This window comes from Oceanobacillus locisalsi, assembly GCF_042675985.1.
Taxonomy (GTDB): domain Bacteria; phylum Bacillota; class Bacilli; order Bacillales; family Amphibacillaceae; genus Oceanobacillus; species Oceanobacillus locisalsi.
On the sequence record NZ_JBHTKK010000020.1, the window covers coordinates 52,739 to 71,532 of the forward strand.

An 18,794-nucleotide genomic window follows, 5' to 3' on the forward strand; every position below is an offset into this window, starting at 1 on the left:
AAAAGAGTTGATATAAATGAAGCGGGATTATATCCGAACGGGAATTTTTGTGATTATCTGTATCATCAGTTTGTCTGTTTTACGATTAATATGGGGAGGTATATTTCAAGAAAATATAACACCTGCTATTGAAGATGGAGAGCTGGTTTTAAGATCATGGGAAATAGGAGAGAGAAATACGCTGATGTTGGATGGGGAGTGGGATTTTTACCCGTCACAGTTTGTCATGCAAGAAGGTGGATTACCTGCAGAAGCGCCGGAAGCGATTCAAGTCCCTCATGGATGGGAGAATAATCTTGGTTCTCCTTTTGGTTACGGAACTTATCGGCTGCAAATGACGGTGGATCCGGATGATGATCGAAATTTTAAATTATATATACCAAACATCCGAACATCTTCCGAAGTCTATGTGAATGGCCGCAAAGTAGCAGAGACTGGCCAGCCAGCTGAAACAGAATCGGCCTATGTTGCAGATATCATGCCTGAGACAGTAACTTTTACAGCGGATGAAGAAGGTAACATCGATCTTATGATTCAAGCGGCAAATTATATAGACAGCAGAGATGGAGGCATTTATCTCTCACTTCGGTTTGGAACAGATGCAGCAATTACAAGAGAAGTGCAGCTTACGAATTATTCTCAAGTTGTCATTGCGGCTATTCTGTTGATGCATACTTTATATACTGTGATTATTTATTTTATAGGTGGAAGAGATAAAAAGGTGCTTGCTTTCTCGTTATTGACCTTTAGCTTATTTTCGGGTTTTCTGGTTCATACTGGCGAGAAATTATTGCAGCAATTTTTTAATTTGAGTTATGAATTTGAGTATTGGATGATTCATACGGTGTATTTAATCATTTTTTATGCATTGATTCAATGTACCAATCATCAAGAACTGCCTTATTGGAATAAAATCTTTCCATTTTTTAAATGGGGAATGGCAGCGTTGGCTGTGGTAACGATGTTTTTATCCATGCCGCAAATTTTGGCACTTCGTCCGCTTTATTATATCTTTGGTACTGTGACGGCGGTAGTTACCGTTGCTTCGATTGTATTAATGTATAAGGTAAACCCAAAAGCTACGTACCTTCTAATATGCAGTTATGCCGCTATTACCAATCATGCTATATGGAACTTTATATGGAAAGGACAAAGTGTTTATCTGACCTTTTATCCATTTGATCTGCTGGTTTTTGTAACCTGTTATACGATTGTCTGGTTTCAGAGATATTTTCAAAAGCATAAGGAGACAAAAGAATTAGCGGAAAGATTGAAAAAAGTGAACGAAGAAAAAGATCAATTTCTGGCCAATACATCGCATGAATTCCGTAATCCTTTAAATAGTATATTGTTGCTTTCCGAGGCTGTACGGGACAGGGAAGAAATCAGATTATCCAAACAGAGTATGACAGAACTAAACACGGTCTTGAATGTTGGGCAGCAAATGAATCTGCTGTTGACAGATTTATTGGAGTCCAGAAACTTACAGATAAATAAACCGGGATTAAATAAACAGGTAATTGCATTAGAACCGATTGTCACGGGAACTGTCGATGCATTGCGTTTTTCATCCGATGTAAAGAACCTGTCCATTGTTAAGCTGATTCCCGGAGATTTTCCACCTGTATATGCAGATGAAAATCGCGTGAAACAGATATTGTTTAATCTTATAGAAAATGCGATTAAGTATACCATGCAAGGATCTATTACTATCTCGGCTTCTGTTAGAGAACATTATGCAGAAATCCATGTGACAGATACAGGTATTGGTATTAGCGAAGATTTGCAGCAGCGAATTTTTCAGCCCTATGAACAAGGGCATCAGGAAAATGAAATGTCTGCAGGCGGTTTTGGATTAGGATTAAATATAACCAAAAAGCTAGTAGAACTGCATGGCGGAACAATCTGGGTTTCTTCTGAAAAAGGGGTACAAACAACTTTTACATTCACGTTAGCATTGGCATCACAAGAAGCGATGGAACTGCCTTCTGAAAGTAAAATAAAAACTACAACTAAAAAAGAAGATAGTGAACCAATAGAACAGCTGGCCCGGACAAATGATAAGGTGGCATCTGTCTTAATCGTCGACGATAATCCAGCGAGTTTATTGGCGTTAAAGGCTATTATTTCCAATGATACGTATAATCTGGTATTTCTTTCTTGTTCCAGACAGGCTGTAAAGGAACTGAAGAAGCGAGAATGGGATATGGTTATCTCAGATATTATGATGCCGGAAATATCGGGGTATGAACTTACCAGGATTATTCGGGAACGTTATTCTCTCACAGAATTGCCTGTACTGCTGCTTACAGGTGGAACGACAGATATACAGGGAGCTTTTTCAGCCGGAGCAAATGATTATATTGCCAAGCCGGTCGAACCAGTGGAACTGAAAGCGCGGATGGATTCTTTGATAACATTAAAACGTGTCGCCGAGCAGCAGGTACAGCTGGAAACTTCCTGGCTGCAAGCACAGATTCAACCGCATTTTTTATTCAATACATTGAATTCCATCATGGCATTAAGTGAATTGGATGTAGAAAGAATGAGGAAGCTTCTGGATGAATTCAGTAATTTGCTAAGAAGTAAATTTCAATTTCAGCATATGAAAGAGCTGATTCCGCTGGAAGAAGAATTAAATATTGTCCGTTCCTATTTATATATTGAGCAGGTTCGTTTTGGAGAAGCTTTACAGGTTGCATGGAATCTGGAAAGTGAACAAGGCATTTATGTTCCGTTTTTATCCATTCAGCCGTTGGTAGAAAATGCGGTGCAGCATGGAATCCGGAATAATAAAGGGAAAGGGACAGTTATCATTACCTGTAAAATAAATGATGCCCGTTCTAAGGCAGTGATTACGGTGGAAGATGATGGGACAGGAATAGAAGAAACAGAAATTCAAGCTATTTTAAAAGGAGAATCAAATAGCAAATCGGGAGTCGGCATTTTGAACGTGGATAAACGATTACAGCAGCATTTTGGAAGAGGGTTACAGATTGACAGTTCGCCGGATCAAGGAACAACAGTGTTTTTTGAGGTGGATCTGCCTTCAACAGAATAAGATATATATTTAAACAACTACACTTGATAAAGAAGTAAGGATTTTTTATCAAGTGTAGTTTTTAATGATTATAAAAATCCATAAAATGGAATTTTGGTGATTATCAGAATGTATAGAATTTGTAGATATATACAAACTTCTCTATTACATATTTCATAAGTTACGATGAAATAGACCACTACATATCCATATCACCTATGAATAGAACAGCTATATTTTTTTGATTACTTAAGGAAAACTAAGATATATCAAAATATTAAAGTGGATACGTTTGTGGTCTTATCTAATACAAAGATAGATACAGGAGGTGGAAGGAAAAGTACAGTTTTCCAACATGTAACAATTTAAATTAGTAAAAGGAGGAAAAAACGAATTGAAGATACGAGCAAAAAGAGTCAGTATATGGATGATTTTTCTTCTTTTGATGCAGTCTATTGTAACAGGAATTGCTCCTTTACAAACGGCACAAGCAGAAGAAAACAACAGCGATACGTTCTTTGACTTTGCAAGCATCACAGAAAGTTCTTTTTCCGAGAAAGATGGTGACGGATTTCTTCAAGTAGATTGGTCGCTGAAAGATTATGAAATAGAAGAAGCGGGCCAACCTGTCGATTTCCAATCCCCTGTTGCATTAACAGAGCAGGAAGGAACATTATCTTTGGAAGAGGAAGCGGTGGAAATTGCTTCCTTTGAAGCTACAGAAGATGCGATTCGTGTTACGTTTCATGAAGCAGCATTGGAGCATCCGGAAGCTGAAGGTACATTAAAGTTGCAAGTTCTTTCAGAAGAGGACGATGAAGTTGTAGAGGAAGAAGCAGGCGAAGAGCCTGTTGAAGAAGTAGCTGAAGAAGAAGGCACGGAAGAGTCTGCAGAGGAAGAAGCAGCTGAAGAAGAAGGCACGGAAGAGTCTGCAGAGGAAGAAGCAGCTGAAGAAGAAGGCACAGAAGAGTCTGCAGAGGAAGAAGCAGCTGAAGAAGAAGGCACGGAAGAATCTGCAGAGGAAGAAGCAGCTGAAGAGGAAGGTACAGAAGAATCTGCAGAGGAAGAAGCAACTGAAGAAGAAGGCACAGAAGAGTCTGCAGAGGAAGAAGCAGCTGAAGAAGAAGGCACAGAAGAGTCTGCAGAGGAAGAAGCAGCTGAAGAAGAAGGCACAGAAGAGTCTGCGGAGGAAGAAGCAGCCGAAGAAGAAAACACTGCAAGTTCTGCTGCATCAGATGTTGGTCCACAGGTTGAATTAGAGAATATTTTTGAATTTGAATATTTTAGACTTGATGGAGAAGATGTTGAAGACGGTGCGGAAGTTGATTTTGATGCAACTTATCAAATTCAGTATGCTTGGGATACGAACGATTTGGATGTCAATGCTGGAGACACAGCAACATTAGAATTGCCAGATGTATTTTTGCAATGGGAAAATACACCCGATCAAAACATTACCGTTTCTGACGGTACTGTAGTAGGAACTTATACGATTAATGATGGTGTATTAGAATTTACTTTCAACGAAAATATTGAAGGTGAAAGTGTTCAAGATGGTTATGTCGGTTTTGGGTTAGAATTTGACCGGGAAAAATTCACCGAAGAATGGGAACAAGAGATTGATTTCGATGGTGATGGGAATAAAGATTTAACGGTTGTTACTACGCCAAATGAAATTGATACAAGTATGGATAAAAGAGCGGAATTGGATAGCGAAACAAATGCTACCGAGATCACCTGGACCGTTGACATTGTAAACGGCGGCGAGAACCCATTAACAAATGGTGTATTAACAGATACTCTCCCAGATGGTGTAGGTAATCCTGAAAATTTTGTTGTTCGTCCAATTACCTATGATGTTGATGGAGAAGAATCCGTTGGTGAACCACTTGACCTTGGTGAATTTTCTGATCCAACTATAGGTGATGGAGATTTCAACTGGGATTTAGGTGACATTCCTGAAAGAAGTGGTTACCAAGTTGAATACACAACATCGATTGAAGATTACGAACAAGGTTCATTTACAAATGATGCAGAATTTCATCATGATGATGGGGAGTTAGAAGCCCAAACAACGGTGGATGGTGGAGAACGAAGCAATCCGATTCAAAAGAGCGGGGAGCAGATTTACTGGTCTGAAAATGAAGATGAAATTGGTCAAATTAGATGGACCATTACAGTTAATGAAGGTGGATCAAGTATTGATGAAGCCATTGTTCATGATGAATTGCCAGAAGGTCTAGGAATCCTGTCTGATTCCATTGCAGTTGATAAAAATGGAGAAGATGTAACAGCTGACTTTGACACAGCTGATTTTCCAATTAATTTAGGTGAAGTGAGCCGTGATGAAGTTTATACGATTACTTTTGTCACAGAGATTGATTGGGCAGAAGTCAATGATGGGAATTATCAGCATGGAAATACCTTTACAAATAAGGGTAAATTAACAGATGGGGACGATCCAATAGGTGAAGATGACGCTACCGTTGATTATTGGAGAGACTCCCTTCTTGAGAAGTCAGGAAACCAAGACTTCACTTATGAAGATAAAAATCTTAGCTGGGAGATCACTGTAAATGAAGCTGGGCATCCAGTTGATAATGCTGTTTTAACAGATACATTACCAGCAGGATTAGGTACCATTACAGCTGAAGATATTCATATTGACGGTGCAGATGTTGATCCTAGTGATATTCGTGTCACGCAAAATGAAGATGGAACACAAACAGTCGTTGTTCATCTTGGAAACATTGATAGTGCAGTAACGATTGCTTATACAACTGAAGTTGAAGATTTTGCAGAAGATAGTTTTAGAAATGAAGCAACCCTTGAAGGCGACGGTATTGGTGAAGAGGGTACGGAAGGGGAATCAACTGTTGACCCGCCAGCAAACGAGTTTGGTAAGTCATTTGAAGGCATAGATTATAATGCCAAGACAATGGATTGGCAACTTACAGCAAATCCAAATAGAGAGCCCATTGACTCTCTAACTATTACGGATACATTCCCGAATGACGGACTGTATTTCTTAGAAGACTCACTGGAAGTAACCCTTGGCGGAGAAGCATTTGACGATTATAGCTTAGAACTATCAGATGATGGACATAGTGGTTTTGTCATCACTATAAATGATGGTGTAGAAATTAATGATGAGTTAGTTGTGACATATAAGACTTCATATGATCCAGATATCATTGAAAATGAGCATAGTAATGATGATGAGCCAAATCGTTATCTCAACAATGCTAATTACGAAGGTGAAACGAACCAAGGACATGAATTTGATGAAGACCGGGATGCCCACGCTGATGTAAACGACCAAGCATGGAATAGTGGGTATAAAACAGGAAATCTTGTTGATGCTGATAACTGGTCAGATGAAACGGATAGAAAAATCGCATGGCAAGTATACACGAACTACCATCAAAATAATCTTGGTGAAAATGTTTCCGTAACAGATACATTGGATTATGATGGAGAAATTATCGAAGACTCTATCAAAGTTTCCATTTATGATGTTGCCGAAAATGGTGATACGTCTATGACGGATACAGAACTTACTCCTGGTGAAGATTATACAGTTGACATAGATGGTGATGAACTTACTGTTAATTTTACAGGAGAGGTAACTGAGAGGTACGTCATTGAATTTGAAACAACTGTTCCAGATATATCAGAAGAAAACTATGTAAATAATGCTGTTGTGAACACCGAAGATGGAGAATTTCCTTACAGTTCATCCGTTGATTACAACAAGTGGAATGATATCTTAGATAAACAAGTCCTTGATCATGAAGGAACAGAAGCATATATCGGAGACGAGCTGGATTGGGAGATTACGGTTAACGAGAGTCTTTCAAGAATTCAAAATGCAACACTTACCGATACAATTAGCACAGGACTTTCATTTGTAGAGGATAGCCTGACGATTGTTACTAGCAGTGGTGACGAGTTGACGGAAGGTGAAGATTACACACTTGAAGTAAATAATGACGAAGATGGTCAAACCATTCTAAATATTGAATTCACAGAGGATGTAACCCAAGCCTTAACATTAACTTATAGCACTATTGTGACTGCGGAAGATGGTCAAGGGGTTAATAATACAGCCAGTTTTGATGGTCAAGGTATTGAGACAAAAACAGAAGAAACGGAAGAGATTACTGCGACACAATTCTCATGGGTTGGCGGAGAATTTAGAGACGACCGCGGAGTGATCGAAGTTCGTAAAGTGGATTCATCTGGTGAAATCATTGATTCATCTGAAGCTGTTTTTGAACTGTACAGAGATGTAAATGGTGAAGAAGTACTCATGGGTGAGTTTAGTACAGAAAATGGTGTGCTAGAAATACCAAACTTGAACTTAGGAACGTATGTATTAAAAGAAATGGAAGCACCAGATGGTTATCGATTATCTGAAGAGGAAATGGAAGTTGAAGTAGATCAAGCCTATGGTGAAGAAGAATATGTGTTTGAAGAAGAATTTAGAAATATAAGTGATGCGAAGACTGAGATCCCTGTAGAAAAAGTTTGGGATGATGCAGAGAATCAAGATGGACAACGCTCTGAATCGATTGAAGTCGAATTGCTGGCAAATGGCGAAACGACAGATTTTGATAACTTGGAACTGCATGCTGAAAATAATTGGGAAGATACATTTACGGGTCTGCCTGAATTGGATGAGGCAGGTGAAGAAATCACTTATACAATTCAAGAAGTTGACGTTCCGGAAGGGTATGAAAGTAACATTAATGGTGATATGGCTGAAGGATTCGATATCACAAACAGCTATACGCCAGAAGTAACTGACATCTCAGGAACGAAGACATGGGATGACGCAGATAACCAAGACGGCGTACGCCCAGAGTCTATCACAGTTAACCTGCTTGCAAATGGTACAGAAGTGGATGAACAAACAGTGACAGCAGAAGATGACTGGGGTTATACATTCACGGACTTACCAAAGTTTGAAGCGGGCGAAGAAATTACCTACACCGTTACCGAAAATAGTGTAGAAGATTATACAACAACAACTGACGGCTATGATATTACCAATACGCATACGCCGGAAGAACGCAGTGTAACAGTTACAAAAGCTTGGGAAGATGCCAATAACCAAGATGACAAACGTTCCGAATCTGTTGATGTTCAACTCTTCGCAAATGGGGAGGAGTACGGTGAACCGATTACATTAAGTGATGAAAACGAGTGGACGCACACTTGGACGGAACTGGCTGTGAATGAAGCAGGTGAAGAAATTACGTATACGGTTGAAGAATTGGATGTTCATGAAGATTATCATGTGAACATTAATGATGAAGACCTGGGTAATATCACAATCACCAATAGCTATGAACCAGAAGTAACGAACATCTCAGGAACCAAAACATGGGATGATGCGGATAATCAAGATGGTGAACGTCCAGAGTCCGTCACGGTTAACCTGTTTGCAAATGGTGAAGAAATTGACAGTCAAGAAGTAACAGCTGCAGATGACTGGAATTATACGTTTGACAGCTTACCGGTTAATCAGCCGGGAGAAGTTGGTCAAGAAATAGAGTATACAGTGGAAGAAGAAGCTGTGGAAAGCTATGAAGTGTCTTATGATGGATATGACATCACAAATAGTTACACACCAGAAGTAACGGAAGTTTCAGGAACCAAAACATGGGATGACGCAGATAACCAAGACGGTGTACGTCCAGAATCCATCACAGTTAACCTGCTTGCAAATGGAGAAGAAGTGGATGAACAAACAGTAACAGCAGAAGATGACTGGGGTTATACATTCACGGACTTACCAAAGTTTGAAGCGGGCGAAGAAATTACCTACACGGTTACCGAAGATAGTGTAGAAGATTATACAACAACAACTGATAACCATGATATTACAAACACCCATACGCCGGAACAACGTAGTGTAACGGTCACAAAAGCTTGGGACGATGCTAACAACCAAGATGGCAAACGCTCCGAATCCATTGACGTTCAACTCTTTGCAAATGGGGAGGAGTACGGTGAACCGATCACATTAAGTGATGAAAACGAGTGGACGCACACTTGGACGGAACTGGCTGTGAATGAAGCAGGTGAAGAAATCACTTATACGGTTGAAGAATTAAATGTTCATGAAGATTATGATGTGAACATCAATGATGAAGATCTGGGTAATGTAACAATTACAAACAGCTATAATCCGGAAGTAACGGAAGTTTCCGGAACAAAAACGTGGGATGACGCGGATAACCAAGATGGTGAACGTCCAGAGTCTATCACAGTGAACTTGCTTGCAGATGGTGAACAAGTGGATGAACAAATAGTAACAGCAGCAGATGACTGGAGCTATACGTTTGACAACTTACCGGTTAATCAGCCGGGAGAGGTTGGCCAAGAAATAGAATATACAGTGGAAGAAGAAGTTGTGGAAGGCTATGAAGTGTCCTATGATGGATATGACATAACAAACAGCTATGAACCGGAAGTAACAGAAGTTTCCGGAACAAAAACGTGGGACGATGCAGATAACCAAGACGGCGAACGTCCAGAGTCTATTACAGTGAACTTGCTTGCAAATGGAGAAGAAGTGGATGAACAAACAGTAACAGCAGCAGATGACTGGAGTTATACATTCGCTGACTTGCCTCAATTTGAAGCAGGGGAAGAAATCATCTATACAGTTACTGAAGATAGTGTAGATGGTTATACAACAACAACTGACGGCTATGATATTACCAATACGCATACGCCGGAAGAACGCAGTGTAACAGTTACAAAAGCTTGGGAAGATGTTAATAACCAAGATGGTAAACGTTCCGAGTCTGTTGATGTCCAACTCTTCGCAAATGGCGAGGAATACGGTGATCCAATCACATTAAGTGATGAAAACGAGTGGACGCACACTTGGACGGAACTGGCTGTAAACGAAGCAGGTGAAGAAATCACGTATACGGTTGAAGAATTAAATGTTCATGAAGATTATGATGTGAACATCAATGATGAAGATCTCGGTAATGTAACAATTATAAACAGCTATAATCCGGAAATGACTGACTTCTCAGGAACCAAAACATGGGATGACGCTGATAATCAAGACGGCAAGCGTCCTGAAGCGATTACAGTGAATCTTTTAGCAAATGGAGAAGAAGTGGATTCCGTTGAGGTAACAGCGGATACGGATTGGAAATTTGAATTTACTGACCACCCTAAATTCGAGAATGGAGAAGAAATCAATTACACCATTCAAGAAGAAACTGTAGAAGGGTATTCTACAGAGATTGATGGCATGGATATTACCAATACCTATACGCCGGAACAGACTAGTATCAATGTGGTAAAACGGTGGAACGATGGTAATTATAAAGAAGTAAGGCCGGAAGCTATCACGGTGAACTTATTAGCAGATGGAGAAGAAGTCGATTCTGCTGAGTTGAATGAATCGAACAACTGGCAGGCTGACTTTACAGCATTAGATACCTTTGCTGATGGAGAAGAAATTAATTACACCGTTGTCGAAGAAGAAGTTGATGGCTATGTAAGCTCTGTCAATGTAAAAGATCAAAATAATGTCGTCATTGTGAACAGTCCCGAAAAAGTGAGTGTCGGCGACTATGTATGGTTCGATGAGAACAAAGACGGTCTTCAGGATGAAACGGATATTCCAATCGAAGGAGTCGTCTTAACGATTGAAGATGTAGATGGCAATCCAGTAACGGATGTCTACGGAAATCCAGTAGAACCAGTTACTACAGATGAAAATGGTTATTATATCTTTGACAATCTCCCAATCGATAACACGTATATTGTACGAATTGATCGGGAAGCGTCCTCAGAAGCTTTGGAAGGATATGTTCCAACCTTGGAAGAAGTGGGCAATAATCGTTCCATTGACTCATCTACATGGTTTGCAGTATCTCGACACTTAACGGAAGATGGGGAACATGATCCGACATTAGACTTTGGTTTTGTGAAAGCAGAGTCAGAAGATCCAAAAGATCCTGAAACGCCAGGGGAGCCAGGAGAAGATCCGAAAGATCCTGAAACGCCAGGGGAGCCAGGAGAAGATCCGAAAGATCCTGAAACGCCAGGAGAGCCAGGAGAAGATCCAAAAGACCCTGAAACGCCAGGGGAGCCAGGAGAAGATCCAAAAGACCCTGAAACGCCAGGAGAGCCAGGAGAAGATCCAAAAGACCCTGAAACATCAGAGGGATCGGAAGAAAATCCAGAAGCCTCTGGAAAATTTGAGGATTCAGGAGAAGCCTCAAAAGATACAGATGCATCGCATGCTGATGGAGAAGAAAAAACAGATGGAGATTCCGATGCTAAGACAGAAGATTCCAAAGATGGAGGAGATTCGGAAGCAGATAAAGGTGATGAAGGTGAAACATTGCCTGGTACTGCAACATCTATGTTCAATTTATTGTTGATCGGTTTAGGTTTATTGGCAGCCGGGGCGATTGTGATTATTGTTTACCGGTTTCGCAATCGTTCATCTCAATAAATAGCACAAATTGGATGAAAAGAGGTTATTACCAATTCAAGGTAATAGCCTCTTTTTACGTCTAAAAAAGATAAACCACTTTTCAACAATTACCAATCACCTTCTCTCATATCGTACTGTCTTTTCGCTCACACTAATGAAAAAGAAGGGAAGGACATTGAAATATGCGAAAATGCGGTTTTATTTTCTTACTAATACTGATAATCATACCATTTCATATCCCTTCTCCCATTCAAGCGGCACAAGAAATGCCTGCGATGAAGGTACATTTTATTAATGTCGGGCAGGGAGACAGTATTTTAATTGAAACGCCTTTGGACAGGACAATTTTAATTGATGGCGGGCCTCCAGAAGCAGGAGAAGCGGTTGTGGATTATATTAAAGAATTGCGGATTAATGAAATTGATTTAATGATTGCCACCCACCCGGATGTGGACCATATTGGCGGTTTAGTACGGGTATTGGATGAAGTGGAGGTGGGTGGTGTGCTTGATATCGGAAAGCTTCATCCGACGAAGACATTTGCTTCTTACATGAACCGGATTCGTGATTTGCAAATCCCTATGACTGTTGCTGAAAAAGATACACCGATTGAAATTGACCCGATGATTTCAATGGATATTTGGAATGCCGCACAGCCTTTAACGTCTCCGAATGCTTCCTCCCTCGTTATAAAATTAAATTATGGTGAAACCGATATGCTTTTCATGGGCGATGTTGGTAAAAAAGAGGAAAAAGAGATGATGAAAAAACACGATGTCGATGCAGAAGTGATAAAAATAGGGCATCATGGCTCGAATACAAGCTCATCTATGCCATTTCTAAAGGCGGTAGACCCTGAATTTGCTTTTTTAACTTATAGTAAGGATAACAACTATGGTCATCCTGTTCCCCGGGTTATTGACCATTTAAATGACATCCATGCGCTGATTTATTCTACAGCGGCTCTGGACAGTATTACGGTAGAAACGGACGGAAATACGCTCATGGTAAATCCTAAAATGAATCCAATCCAAAAATTTGTGGACGAACAGACAAGTTAAAGGAGTATCATTTTACAAATTAATACAAAAATGATATCATAATAGTATGATTTAGATATGAAGAGGAGGATTTCATGCAAGAACGCAAAGCTTGGAGTATTAACGGTGCACTTGGAATAGGCATTATAGTTGTTTTACTTGCAGCAGCGGTATTCAGTATCTTTCAATCGTATTATTTGTTCGGAGCCTTGCTATTCCTAGTTGCTGTGGTTTTAATCAGCGGTATAACGATTGTGCAGCCTAATCAATCCATTGTGGTTATTTTCTTAGGAAAGTACATGGGAACAGTCCGCCGGGAAGGGATTGTTATTACCATCCCATTCTCCGTACGCCGAACGATTTCTTTAAGAGTCCGAAACTTTAACAGCAATCGGTTAAAAGTAAATGATGTGAATGGGAATCCGATTGAAATCGCTGCGGTGGTTGTTTTTAAAGTAGTAGATGCAGCAAAAGCTGTTTTTGATGTCGATCAATATGAGGACTTTGTTGAAATTCAAAGCGAAACAGCTATTCGCGCGGTAGCGACAACCTATCCCTATGACTCATTTACAAACGAAGAATTAACTTTACGCGGAAATGCAGATGAAGTATCAAGCCAATTAACAGCGGAATTGCAAGACCGTCTTCAGGTTGCTGGTGTGGAAGTGAAAGAGGCCCGGTTGACACACTTGGCTTATTCAACAGAAATTGCCCAGGCAATGCTGCAGCGCCAACAGGCAAGTGCAATTATCTCTGCCCGGGAGCAAATTGTTCAAGGCGCAGTCGGAATGGCACAGGATGCTATTTCCCGCTTAGAAGCAGATAATGTTGTGGATTTAGATGATGAGCGCAGAGTAGCCATGATTAATAACCTGCTTGTCGCCATTGTTTCCGACCAAGGAACACAGCCGGTAATCAATACAGGAACACTTTATCAATAAGCGGGATGTACTATGGCTAAGAAGAAAAACTTTCCATTACGCATAGATCCTGAACTTTATGACATATTGCAGCGTTGGGCACAGGATGAATTCCGCAGTGTCAACAGCCACGTTGAATTTCTGCTGAGGGAATCTGCTAAACGGGCGGGGAGACTCCCAAAAAAGCAGGATAAGAAAACAGGGGAAGATTAACGATGCGGGTGCATTCCTGAATAAACAAATAGCCTTCAGATACATTGTGGCGGTATCTGAAGGCTATTTGTTTATCCGTTATTTGGACGAATTATTTTTCAAATCAGATAATGTCTGATCAAGTGATGGAAAATCAAAAATGAAATCCTGTTCAAGTGCCTTCTGAGGATAGACAAACTGTCCCTTTACCAGGAGCTGTGCCATTTCACCCAGCGCCAGATAAAAAAACACAGCAGGCAAATGCAGCCAGTTCGGTCGTTTGTAAATTTGTGCTGCTTTTTTTATAAAGTCTTTATTTCTTTTTGGTGTTGGGGCAGTAACATTAACGGCACCCTCCATGTTTTGATTTTCTAAACAAAAGGTAATTAATTTTACGGCGTCTTGGACGTGAATCCAGGAGAGCCATTGTTCGCCATCGCTGAGATGTCCGCCTGTATATAGCTTTACTGGCAGCGACATAAGCGGAAACGCACCGCCATCATTACCGAGCAGGACACCAAAACGTGTATAGACTGTGCGAATTCCCATGTTTTCAGCGTAACTTGCTTCTGCCTCCCATTGCCTTACGACAGATGCAAGAAAGTCATTTCCGGGTTGCGTAGTAGCTTCCGTGTACATGACATCTTCGGACATACCATAGTAGCCTACCGCGGATCCGCTGATAAATACACGGGGTTTCTCCTTCATATCTTCCATTAATTGAACAAGGTATTTAGTGACGCGGATACGGCTGGTAAGAATCATTTCTTTCTTTTTCTTTGTCCAATATCCAAACAATGATTCGCCGGCCAGGTTAATGACAGCATCTATCTTCGGAAGTTCATTTGCAGTCGTTTCATAATTCAAAAAAGTCATGTGCGATGTATTTGATTTTTTCTCGGCGGAACGGGATAAAATATATAATTTATGATTTAGATTAGTGAGTTGAACAGCTAATTTACTCCCTAAAAATCCTGTAGCACCGGTTATAAGTATGTTCATATGATGAAAACCTCCTTCAAGTGTTAGTATTCTTATGATATCCCCTCACTCTATTTTTTGCTATGATAATAAAAGAAGAGGTGAATAACATTGCAAACAATCAGCCGGATTACAACGCAAAAAAAGCAGAAGCATCGTTATAATATATTTTTTAATACCCCAGCTGGTGATAAATATGGATTTAGTGTTGATGAAGACATTCTTATTAAATTTCGGTTAGAAAAAGGAATGGAACTGGATGATGAACTCATGAAAACACTGCAGGAACAAGATAGCCTCCATAATATATATACCCTTACTATAAACTTTTTAAGCTATCGAATACGTTCCGAAAAAGAAGTTATCACCCATTTGCAGAAAAAAGAAGTAGAAGATGAACAAATTTCTGTTATTATGCAGCGATTGAAGAAAGAAAATCTTCTGGACGATCAGCAATTTGCGGATATGTTTGTACGTTCACGTATGAATACCAGTTCAAAAGGGCCGAAAGTGATTGAACAAGAGTTATTTGAAAAGGGGGTCAACGGTTCAATTGCTGCGAACGCTTTGGAACAATATACGCCGGCACTCCAAAAACAGAAGATTCAAAAGCAGCTCGAAAAAAAAATACAGCAAAGTTCCAAAGACTCTTTTCAGAAACAAATGAATCAGGCTAAAAATACGGTAATGCAAAAAGGGTTTGATCAGCAGCTTGTTTTCCAGGCTGTCCAGGGTATGAATCAGGAAGAGAATACAGATCAGGAATGGGAAGCGTTAAAATTTCAAGGAGAAAAGTTGTACCGGAAACATGTGAAAAAGTATGAAGGTTTTTTCTTAAAACAAAAGATGATAGAGGGATTATACCGGAAAGGATTTCATTTTGATATGATTCAGCAATTTATAGACGAATATATCGAGGATCAAGAATAAATAAAAGTCAGTTTTTCATTATTTTGGTACAATGGGGATGGAAAGTCAGAGGGGGGAAGAAAATGAATTATCGTTATAGTGATTATTCTATAGAACAGCTTCATCAGGAAATCGGGAAGTTAAAAGAACAGGCTCAAAAAGCGGAACAACTAGGGAATATTTCCGAGGTTCAGGTTTATGAACGAAAAATGCAAGTAGCTCTTGCTTATACGATAAGTCCGGATGATTTTGAAAAAGAAGCAATTTATCAGTTGAAAATGGAAGCCGGCTATAAATTTAAAGTAGCTTATATTAATGGCGTATTTGCATGGGGCTACCGTATCGATTTAGTAGATGAAGAAAATGAAAATATCGAAGCTTTACCAATTTCTTTATTAGGAAAGAAAGTAAGCTAAAAAAAACAACTCAGGCAGCTTATCGCTTCACCTGAGTTGTTGCTTTTCTTTAGAAGAAAATTTTTAAAACCGTATCTGTCGTACAGAGCTGCACCCGTATCTGCAAACATATGCCGCATCGTAGCTGCCTTTTTTATCAAAAACGCTATCTAAATTGTACGTGTTACGGGCTTGAATCGCTTGGAATTAATTTGCTCTGCAGTTTTTGTTCCGAGAAAATCCAGCCTGTATAAGAAGTAATGACATTCAGATTGTCATCCATCTTCACAACGGCTACAAAAGGATAATATCCTTTACTTCGGTAGCGTAAATCAATAAAACGTACTTCAGTAACATCATCTTCTTCTGTATTTATTTCCCAACGGTAAACCGGAGAAAAATTAAGGAAAGAAGAGATATTTTTATCTTTTAATGCCGTTTTTATGATGTCTGAATCAGGCAGAGGGACACGATAAAATTCATCAACAATTTCAATGTGCCGATTTTCAACATTACCTACATAATAGCGTTCGTTTGTTGTAATAGCGACACGCCAATAATTTTGTTTGAGAGTAGGGGATGTAGCGACAAATTCTGTGTCAGGTAAATATTCTTTAATTTTGTGAACAATTTCTCTTTTGTCCATATAGCGTTTGATGTAATATAATACAATAACTGTATAAATAATCAGCCATGTATATCCGGGGTTGGCGCCTAGTGCCCATGCTACGATACCGGCAACGTTCAAGAAAAAGATATAGGGATCAAAGGTGTTAATAAATCCTTTTGCAATCCATTTTTTTGTAAACGGCCGGAAAGCCTGTGTGCCATACGCATTAAATAAATCGACAAATACATGAATAGACACAGCTAACAGAGTCCATAGCCACAGAGTCAAATAACTTACTTCAGGAACGAATAAATAAATTGCTCCGGAGACAAGGAGACTCCACATAAGAATAGCTGGAAGTGAATGGGAAGCTCCACGGTGTTGTCTAATATACGTTGCATTACTTTTTAATTTAAATACTGTATCAAAATCAGGAGCGTGTGATCCGACGACTGTTCCAACCAATACGGCATGAAATAGAGTAGGGTCACTTTGCACATTAGGGTCCAGTGTTGCCAGACCACCGAGTGCAACACCCATAACTATATGCGTACCAGTATCCATAGTTACTTATCCTCCTTAAGTTGCTTCCATTAAAGCACTTCAAGATTATTTTAACACATAGGAAGTGAAAACATGAAAGATAAACGATTAGAAAATATAGATATTTCCGCTTTCCAAGAGGATTTAATCAGCTGGTATCTGGAAAACAAACGACATTTGCCTTGGCGTGAAAATAACGACGCCTACCGCGTTTGGGTGTCTGAAATCATGCTTCAGCAAACCAAAGTAGATACGGTTATCCCTTATTTTAATCAGTTTATGGAGAAATATCCGACCGTATATGACTTAGCTGAAGCAGACCAGCAAGACGTATTAAAACAATGGGAAGGCTTAGGTTATTATTCCCGTGCAAGAAATTTACAAACTGCTGTACGTGAAGTTGTAGCATCTTATGATGGAGAAATTCCTGATGATCCCAAACAGCTTGGCAGTTTAAAGGGAATCGGTCCTTACACAAAGGGAGCTATTCTTTCTATAGCTTACAACCAGCCGGTTCCGGCGGTAGACGGCAATGTCATGCGTGTTTTTTCACGGGTACTGCTGATGGAAGAAGATATTACGCAGGCCTCCACTAAAAAATTATTTGAATCCTATGTTGGAGAAATGATTTCCAAAGAAGATCCTTCATCATTTAACCAGGCGATTATGGATTTAGGTGCGACGATTTGTACACCAAAGCAACCTTTATGTATGTTTTGTCCTGTAATGGAACATTGCCAGGCGTATGCGGAAGGTGTGCAAGAGAATCTTCCCGTAAAAAAGAAAGCGAAAAAACAGCGTAAGGAACAATATATTGCGCTGCTTATCCAAAATCAGGAAGGAAAATATATCATTGAAAAAAGACCCGATTCCGGATTACTCGCCGGATTATGGCAATTTCCGATGATTCCGGAAGACGACATAGTTAAAAATGATTGGCAAAGTTGGATAGAAGAGCATTATGATTTAGATGTGGATATTAGCGAATCATGCACTTCCATCAAACATGTTTTTTCTCATATTATTTGGCATGTAGATGTACGCAAAGCAACAACAAATCACAAAACTGCAGAAGACAGCCGATTAAGGTTTGTTTCCTTAGAAGAGCTGAATCAATATCCATTTCCGGTTTCGCATCAAAAAATGATTCCTTTTCTAGAGGAAAAATAAGAGGTCAAAAATTCATACCGCAAAAAAGTTGTAATCCCTGGTGTAATGCGGCTAAGCAAGCATAAAAAATTTTTCTTAAAAAAGTTTGGATAAAGAAATGCATTTCGGGACAGATTAATTATTGCGGAGGTGATATTGATGGCTAAAAAACAAAATCAACAAAACCAGCAAAATCCTGCAAAAACAAACGCAGCTCAAGTGAAGAAGCAAAACCAACAAGCAGCTCAAGGACAATATGGTACTGAGTTTGCTCAAGAAACAGATGCGCAAGAAGTGAAAAAGCAAAACCAACAATCTCAACAAAACAAGCAATAACATCTGTTTAACCAATAAAAGGGTTTCCAACTATGGGAACCCTTTTAATTATTTTTATACATAAAAAGAAATCATGCTATATAAATTGAATTAATAATCCTGTCTTTTTATTTACTCAACTGACGCACTTTAAAGAGTAACTTCTTTCTATAGGAACAGAGGTTAATCGTTTCTTCCATACATCTATTGAGAAAGATGTG

The 18,794-nt window shown here is 39.5% G+C and carries 11 protein-coding genes; 9 read left to right on the top strand and 2 right to left on the bottom strand.

The genetic code is table 11. The features are described from left to right. Positions 1–16: 16 nt before the first annotated feature. The 5 genes from ACFQ19_RS14875 to ACFQ19_RS14895 all read left to right on the top strand — a co-directional run bounded on the left by ACFQ19_RS14875 (position 17) and on the right by ACFQ19_RS14895 (position 13,692). On the top strand, positions 17–3,061 hold the full coding sequence (locus tag ACFQ19_RS14875; RefSeq protein WP_379593382.1) for an ATP-binding response regulator: 3,045 nt from the start codon (positions 17–19) through the stop codon (positions 3,059–3,061). 373 nt (positions 3,062–3,434) lie between these two features. Beyond that, on the top strand, positions 3,435–11,537 hold the full coding sequence (locus tag ACFQ19_RS14880) for a Cna B-type domain-containing protein (protein ID WP_379593383.1): 8,103 nt from the start codon (positions 3,435–3,437) through the stop codon (positions 11,535–11,537). A 164-nt stretch (positions 11,538–11,701) separates the two neighbouring features. Continuing rightward, positions 11,702–12,580, top strand: coding sequence for a ComEC/Rec2 family competence protein (locus ACFQ19_RS14885; RefSeq protein WP_379593384.1), 879 nt, complete (start codon positions 11,702–11,704; stop codon positions 12,578–12,580). A gap of 74 nt (positions 12,581–12,654) precedes the next feature. Beyond that, on the top strand, positions 12,655–13,500 hold the full coding sequence (locus ACFQ19_RS14890; RefSeq protein WP_379593385.1) for an SPFH domain-containing protein: 846 nt from the start codon (positions 12,655–12,657) through the stop codon (positions 13,498–13,500). Between the two features lie 12 nt (positions 13,501–13,512). Then, positions 13,513–13,692, top strand: a complete 180-nt coding sequence (locus ACFQ19_RS14895) for a toxin-antitoxin system HicB family antitoxin (RefSeq protein WP_379593386.1) — start codon at positions 13,513–13,515, stop codon at positions 13,690–13,692. 78 nt (positions 13,693–13,770) lie between these two features. Here the strand turns inward: ACFQ19_RS14895 and ACFQ19_RS14900 are convergent, their stop codons facing one another. Further along, positions 13,771–14,673: a TIGR01777 family oxidoreductase gene (locus ACFQ19_RS14900; protein ID WP_379593387.1), complete on the bottom strand. Its 903-nt coding sequence runs from the start codon at positions 14,671–14,673 to the stop codon at positions 13,771–13,773. Between the two features lie 90 nt (positions 14,674–14,763). Between ACFQ19_RS14900 and recX the strand changes: the two genes are divergently transcribed. Then, complete coding sequence (gene recX / locus ACFQ19_RS14905; protein WP_379593388.1) at positions 14,764–15,582, top strand: recombination regulator RecX; 819 nt, start codon at positions 14,764–14,766, stop codon at positions 15,580–15,582. Between the two features lie 62 nt (positions 15,583–15,644). Continuing rightward, a complete protein-coding gene (locus ACFQ19_RS14910) occupies positions 15,645–15,977 on the top strand; it encodes a YfhH family protein (protein WP_379593389.1) in 333 nt (110 codons plus the stop codon). Positions 15,978–16,140: 163 nt separating this feature from the next. Here the strand turns inward: ACFQ19_RS14910 and ACFQ19_RS14915 are convergent, their stop codons facing one another. Next, complete coding sequence (locus tag ACFQ19_RS14915) at positions 16,141–17,130, bottom strand: metal-dependent hydrolase (RefSeq protein ID WP_379593391.1); 990 nt, start codon at positions 17,128–17,130, stop codon at positions 16,141–16,143. A gap of 72 nt (positions 17,131–17,202) precedes the next feature. Between ACFQ19_RS14915 and mutY the strand changes: the two genes are divergently transcribed. Both mutY and ACFQ19_RS14925 read left to right on the top strand, forming a co-directional pair. Further along, positions 17,203–18,279 carry an A/G-specific adenine glycosylase gene (gene mutY / locus ACFQ19_RS14920; RefSeq protein WP_379593392.1) on the top strand — a complete coding sequence of 359 codons (1,077 nt, stop codon included), beginning with the start codon at positions 17,203–17,205 and terminating at the stop codon, positions 18,277–18,279. A 138-nt stretch (positions 18,280–18,417) separates the two neighbouring features. Next, positions 18,418–18,594, top strand: a complete 177-nt coding sequence (locus ACFQ19_RS14925; RefSeq protein WP_080873799.1) for a gamma-type small acid-soluble spore protein — start codon at positions 18,418–18,420, stop codon at positions 18,592–18,594. The last annotated feature ends 200 nt before the right edge of the window (positions 18,595–18,794 follow it).

Bases quoted from the DNA above. Each gene is read 5' to 3' on its own strand.
- ACFQ19_RS14885 (WP_379593384.1), top strand. From the start codon at position 11,702: ATGCGAAAATGCGGTTTTATTTTCTTACTAATACTGATAATCATACCA.
- mutY (WP_379593392.1), top strand. From the start codon at position 17,203: ATGAAAGATAAACGATTAGAAAATATAGATATTTCCGCTTTCCAAGAG.
- ACFQ19_RS14910 (WP_379593389.1), top strand. From the start codon at position 15,645: ATGAATTATCGTTATAGTGATTATTCTATAGAACAGCTTCATCAGGAA.
- ACFQ19_RS14925 (WP_080873799.1), top strand. From the start codon at position 18,418: ATGGCTAAAAAACAAAATCAACAAAACCAGCAAAATCCTGCAAAAACA.
- ACFQ19_RS14900 (WP_379593387.1), bottom strand. From the start codon at position 14,673: ATGAACATACTTATAACCGGTGCTACAGGATTTTTAGGGAGTAAATTA.
- ACFQ19_RS14915 (WP_379593391.1), bottom strand. From the start codon at position 17,130: ATGGATACTGGTACGCATATAGTTATGGGTGTTGCACTCGGTGGTCTG.
- ACFQ19_RS14895 (WP_379593386.1), top strand. From the start codon at position 13,513: ATGGCTAAGAAGAAAAACTTTCCATTACGCATAGATCCTGAACTTTAT.
- ACFQ19_RS14890 (WP_379593385.1), top strand. From the start codon at position 12,655: ATGCAAGAACGCAAAGCTTGGAGTATTAACGGTGCACTTGGAATAGGC.
- ACFQ19_RS14875 (WP_379593382.1), top strand. From the start codon at position 17: ATGAAGCGGGATTATATCCGAACGGGAATTTTTGTGATTATCTGTATC.